Source organism: Arthrobacter sp. CAL618 (genome assembly GCF_000468215.1).
Classification (GTDB): domain Bacteria; phylum Actinomycetota; class Actinomycetes; order Actinomycetales; family Micrococcaceae; genus Arthrobacter_D.
In genome coordinates, this window is record NZ_ASZW01000233.1 from 9,479 (window position 1) to 15,621 (window position 6,143).

The window sequence follows — 6,143 nt, forward strand, 5'->3', positions numbered from 1 at the left end:
CTGCCGTTGGCGGGGCGCCGGGCAGGCACCTCGATCGGCGCCGTTACTGGGGAATGGGCGCGTTTCCGGGGTGGAAGGTGATGATGAAAGGGCCGATTTGGTAGCGGTCCATATGGTGTGTAAAGTAGAACAAGTCGCCGCCGCTTCTGCGGAAAAATAGCGACCGACCCCTTACAAACAGCCTGAAAATGGCATGCTTTCGGCATGCGGATGACGGGTAGGGAACCGCTTGGTTGAGCTGCATATCACGACAATGTTGATTTGCTAAAGCTTCCAAGTTCGGGTAAGTTTGAAAAGTTGCTCCGGAGCGATGATGGAACTGTTTGGTTCTGTTTGGTGCCGGGTGTGTCTGTTGTTTGAGAACTCAATAGTGTGCCATGTTTGTTGATACCGATTGTTTTATTGATTGGTTGAATTTGGCTGCATGATGCCACCCCGTGGTGTTGTGTGGTTGTTTTTGGCTGGTTTCGAATTTTGCGCGTGCCTGTTTACTGGTTTTTCCTGGTGGTGGGTGCGTGTCTGTAATGCATTTACGGAGAGTTTGATCCTGGCTCAGGATGAACGCTGGCGGCGTGCTTAACACATGCAAGTCGAACGATGATCCCAGCTTGCTGGGGGATTAGTGGCGAACGGGTGAGTAACACGTGAGTAACCTGCCCTTGACTCTGGGATAAGCCTGGGAAACCGGGTCTAATACTGGATATGACCTTCTGGCGCATGCCATGTTGGTGGAAAGCTTTATTGCGGTTTTGGATGGACTCGCGGCCTATCAGCTTGTTGGTGGGGTAATGGCCTACCAAGGCGACGACGGGTAGCCGGCCTGAGAGGGTGGACGGCCACACTGGGACTGAGACACGGCCCAGACTCCTACGGGAGGCAGCAGTGGGGAATATTGCACAATGGGCGCAAGCCTGATGCAGCGACGCCGCGTGGGGGATGAAGGCCTTCGGGTTGTAAACCTCTTTCAGTAGGGAAGAAGCGAAAGTGACGGTACCTGCAGAAGAAGCGCCGGCTAACTACGTGCCAGCAGCCGCGGTAATACGTAGGGCGCAAGCGTTATCCGGAATTATTGGGCGTAAAGAGCTCGTAGGCGGTTTGTCGCGTCTGCCGTGAAAGTCCGGGGCTTAACTCCGGATCTGCGGTGGGTACGGGCAGACTAGAGTGATGTAGGGGAGACTGGAATTCCTGGTGTAGCGGTGAAATGCGCAGATATCAGGAGGAACACCGATGGCGAAGGCAGGTCTCTGGGCATTAACTGACGCTGAGGAGCGAAAGCATGGGGAGCGAACAGGATTAGATACCCTGGTAGTCCATGCCGTAAACGTTGGGCACTAGGTGTGGGGGACATTCCACGTTTTCCGCGCCGTAGCTAACGCATTAAGTGCCCCGCCTGGGGAGTACGGCCGCAAGGCTAAAACTCAAAGGAATTGACGGGGGCCCGCACAAGCGGCGGAGCATGCGGATTAATTCGATGCAACGCGAAGAACCTTACCAAGGCTTGACATGAACTGGAACAGCGCAGAGATGTGTTGGCCGCTTGCGGCCGGTTTACAGGTGGTGCATGGTTGTCGTCAGCTCGTGTCGTGAGATGTTGGGTTAAGTCCCGCAACGAGCGCAACCCTCGTTCTATGTTGCCAGCGCGTTATGGCGGGGACTCATAGGAGACTGCCGGGGTCAACTCGGAGGAAGGTGGGGACGACGTCAAATCATCATGCCCCTTATGTCTTGGGCTTCACGCATGCTACAATGGCCGGTACAAAGGGTTGCGATACTGTGAGGTGGAGCTAATCCCAAAAAGCCGGTCTCAGTTCGGATTGAGGTCTGCAACTCGACCTCATGAAGTCGGAGTCGCTAGTAATCGCAGATCAGCAACGCTGCGGTGAATACGTTCCCGGGCCTTGTACACACCGCCCGTCAAGTCACGAAAGTTGGTAACACCCGAAGCCGGTGGCCTAACCCCCTTGTGGGGAGGGAGCTGTCGAAGGTGGGACCGGCGATTGGGACTAAGTCGTAACAAGGTAGCCGTACCGGAAGGTGCGGCTGGATCACCTCCTTTCTAAGGAGCACCTCGAATGACGCGCCGATCCTGTGTGGTTGGTGTGGGGTTCGTAGGAGTATGGCCTATTGCGCGGGCGTTTGTTCCGCGGTGGGCTGCTCAAGGGTGGAATATCAATGGATAGGTGCCTGGTGGCGCTGGCTGGTTGCAGAGTACGATCGCCTTTTGGTGGTGTGGAAATGGTTCTGGTTGGTGGTGATTGGGTTATCGTATGGCACACTGTTGGGTCCTGAAATAACAGGGCTCTGATTGTCGTGGACAAGTGTTCTGCTGGTTTGGTGCGTCGTTGTGGCGTGTCGGGTTGGTGGGGTGTTGTTTGTGGGGGTTGGGGTGCTGGGGTTTCTGGTTTTTCCCTGCCATGGCAGCGGGATCCTCGTGTTTGGGGGTTTTGGTTGGTGGTGTGGGGTTGTTGGTTGAGAACTGCATAGTGGACGAGAGCATCTTAAAAATAAGAAGCAATTTCAAAAAATCTTGGTTTCAGACTTTTAGTTTGATGCCATGGTTTTCTCGATATGTTTTTTGATCTTTTGTGGTCAAGTTTTTAAGGGCACACGGTGGATGCCTTGGCATCAAGAGCCGAAGAAGGACGTGGGAATCTGCGATAAGCCTGGGGGAGTCGATAACCGGACTGTGAGCCCAGGATTTCCGAATGGGGAAACCCCGCCTGGCCAGCGATGGACCGGGTGACCCGCATCTGAACACATAGGGTGCGTGGAGGGAACGTGGGGAAGTGAAACATCTCAGTACCCACAGGAAGAGAAAACAATAGTGATTCCGTTAGTAGTGGCGAGCGAACGCGGATGAGGCTAAACCAGTGGTGTGTGATAGCCGGCGGGCGTTGCATCACTGGGGTTGCGGGACTTTCCGTTCTGATTCTGCCGGATCAGTGAAATGAGTGCAGGCGTATAGGTGAACGGTCTTGAAAGGCCGGCCGGAGAGGGTGTAAGTCCCGTAACCGTAATGCGTGCTGCCGTTTGGAGAGTATCCCAAGTAGTACGGGGCCCGAGAAATCCCGTGCGAATCTGCCAGGACCACCTGGTAAGCCTAAATACTCCTTGATGACCGATAGCGGACAAGTACCGTGAGGGAAAGGTGAAAAGTACCCCGGGAGGGGAGTGAAACAGTACCTGAAACCGTGTGCCTACAATCCGTCAGAGCGTTGCCATCCTTTCGGGGGTGGTGGTGTGATGGCGTGCCTTTTGAAGAATGAGCCTGCGAGTTAGTGTTACGTCGCGAGGTTAACCCGTGTGGGGAAGCCGTAGCGAAAGCGAGTCTGAATAGGGCGAGTGAGTGGCGTGATCTAGACCCGAAGCGAAGTGATCTACCCATGGCCAGGTTGAAGCGACGGTAAGACGTCGTGGAGGACCGAACCCACTTCAGTTGAAAATGGAGGGGATGAGCTGTGGGTAGGGGTGAAAGGCCAATCAAACTTCGTGATAGCTGGTTCTCCCCGAAATGCATTTAGGTGCAGCGTTGCGTGTTTCTTACCGGAGGTAGAGCTACTGGATGGCTAATGGGCCCTACAAGGTTACTGACGTCAGCCAAACTCCGAATGCCGGTAAGTGAGAGCGCAGCAGTGAGACTGTGGGGGATAAGCTTCATAGTCGAGAGGGAAACAGCCCAGACCACCAACTAAGGCCCCTAAGCGTGTGCTAAGTGGGAAAGGATGTGGAGTTGCGAAGACAACCAGGAGGTTGGCTTAGAAGCAGCCATCCTTGAAAGAGTGCGTAATAGCTCACTGGTCAAGTGATTCCGCGCCGACAATGTAGCGGGGCTCAAGTACACCGCCGAAGTTGTGGATTTCAGATATTAGCTAAGCCGGAGACTTGTTCTCCTGAGTTCAGGCGTCTGGAGTGGTAGGGGAGCGTCGTGTGGGCGGTGAAGTCGCGGTGTAAACCAGCGGTGGAGCCTACACGAGTGAGAATGCAGGCATGAGTAGCGAAAGACGGGTGAGAAACCCGTCCGCCGAATGATCAAGGGTTCCAGGGTCAAGCTAATCTGCCCTGGGTAAGTCGGGACCTAAGGCGAGGCCGACAGGCGTAGTCGATGGACAACGGGTTGATATTCCCGTACCGGCGAAAAACCGCCCATACTGAGCAGGGGATACTAACCGCCCAATACCTGACCGCCCACCCTTCGGGGTGACGTGGTTTTTGGTGGAGCGCGGGACCTGATCCTGGGAGGTAAGCGTATTAACAGGTGTGACGCAGGAAGGTAGCCGGGCCGGGCGATGGTTGCCCCGGTCTAAGGATGTAGGAGGGACCATAGGCAAATCCGTGGTCCTGGTTTTGATACCGTCTCTGAGACCCGATGGGCCCCGTTATGCGGGGATCCGGTGATCCTATGCTGCCTAGAAAAGCATCGGCGCGAGGTTTTAGCCGCCCGTACCCCAAACCGACACAGGTGATCAGGTAGAGAATACTAAGGCGATCGAGAGAATTATGGTTAAGGAACTCGGCAAAATGCCCCCGTAACTTCGGGAGAAGGGGGGCCTCACCCGTGACCAACACTTGCTGTTGTGAGCGTTGTGGGGCCGCAGAGACCAGGGGGAAGCGACTGTTTACTAAAAACACAGGTCCGTGCGAAGTCGCAAGACGATGTATACGGACTGACTCCTGCCCGGTGCTGGAAGGTTAAGAGGACCGGTTAGTGCCCTTCGGGGTGCGAAGCTGGGAATTTAAGCCCCAGTAAACGGCGGTGGTAACTATAACCATCCTAAGGTAGCGAAATTCCTTGTCGGGTAAGTTCCGACCTGCACGAATGGAGTAACGACTTCCCCGCTGTCTCAACCATAAGCTCGGCGAAATTGCACTACGAGTAAAGATGCTCGTTACGCGCAGCAGGACGGAAAGACCCCGAGACCTTCACTATAGTTTGGTATTGGTGTTCGGTGTGGCTTGTGTAGGATAGGTGGGAGACTGTGAACCCTGGACGCTAGTTCAGGGGGAGTCATCGTTGAAATACCACTCTGGTCATACTGGATATCTAACTTCGGCCCGTAATCCGGGTCAGGGACAGTGCCTGATGGGTAGTTTAACTGGGGCGGTTGCCTCCTAAAAAGTAACGGAGGCGCCCAAAGGTTCCCTCAGCCTGGTTGGCAATCAGGTGTCGAGTGTAAGTGCACAAGGGAGCTTGACTGTGAGAGAGACATCTCAAGCAGGGACGAAAGTCGGGACTAGTGATCCGGCGGTACATTGTGGAATGGCCGTCGCTCAACGGATAAAAGGTACCTCGGGGATAACAGGCTGATCTTGCCCAAGAGTCCATATCGACGGCATGGTTTGGCACCTCGATGTCGGCTCGTCGCATCCTGGGGCTGGAGTAGGTCCCAAGGGTTGGGCTGTTCGCCCATTAAAGCGGTACGCGAGCTGGGTTTAGAACGTCGTGAGACAGTTCGGTCCCTATCCGCTGCGCGCGCAGGAAATTTGAGAAGGGCTGTCCTTAGTACGAGAGGACCGGGACGGACGAACCTCTGGTGTGTCAGTTGTACTGCCAAGTGCACCGCTGATTAGCTACGTTCGGATGGGATAACCGCTGAAAGCATCTAAGCGGGAAGCCTGCTTCGAGATGAGATTTCCATACACATTTGTGTGAGAGGCCCCCAGCCAGACCACTGGGTTGATAGGCCGGACGTGGAAGCAAGGACTAACGACTTGTGAAGCTGACCGGTACTAATAAGCCGATAACTTACACCACACACACCACCCGTGAACGGCATCAAAAGACGTTCACACCAAGGATGGTGTAAAGATATGCTGCTTTCGTCCACTATGCGGTTCCCAACCAACAACAGGAACCAAAAAACACAACACAATACAGGTATATACTGTTCAAGTTGTAACCAAAAAAACTTCCCACCCCACACGGCTCACACAGCCAGTGCAGGGGAACGGGTAAAAGGGTTACGGCGGTCACAGCGTGGGGGAAACGCCCGGTCCCATTCCGAACCCGGAAGCTAAGACCCACAGCGCCGATGGTACTGCACCCGAGAGAGTGTGGGAGAGTAGGACACCGCCGGACAACCATTAGACGAAAGGCCCCACCACCGGTGGGGCCTTTCGCACTTAACCCACCACACCCCAAACAC

At 54.8% G+C, this 6,143-nt stretch carries 3 rRNA genes; all 3 read left to right on the top strand.

From position 1 onward, the window contains the following. Positions 1 to 529 precede the first annotated feature (529 nt). Positions 530 to 2,056: ribosomal RNA gene (locus K728_RS0113925) — 16S ribosomal RNA — on the top strand. A 531-nt stretch (positions 2,057 to 2,587) separates the two neighbouring features. Beyond that, positions 2,588 to 5,752 (top strand): 23S ribosomal RNA (locus K728_RS0113930). Positions 5,753 to 5,959: 207 nt separating this feature from the next. Further along, positions 5,960 to 6,076: ribosomal RNA gene (rrf, locus tag K728_RS0113935) — 5S ribosomal RNA — on the top strand. Together the 16S, 23S and 5S rRNA genes form the textbook arrangement of a ribosomal RNA operon. Positions 6,077 to 6,143 lie beyond the last annotated feature (67 nt).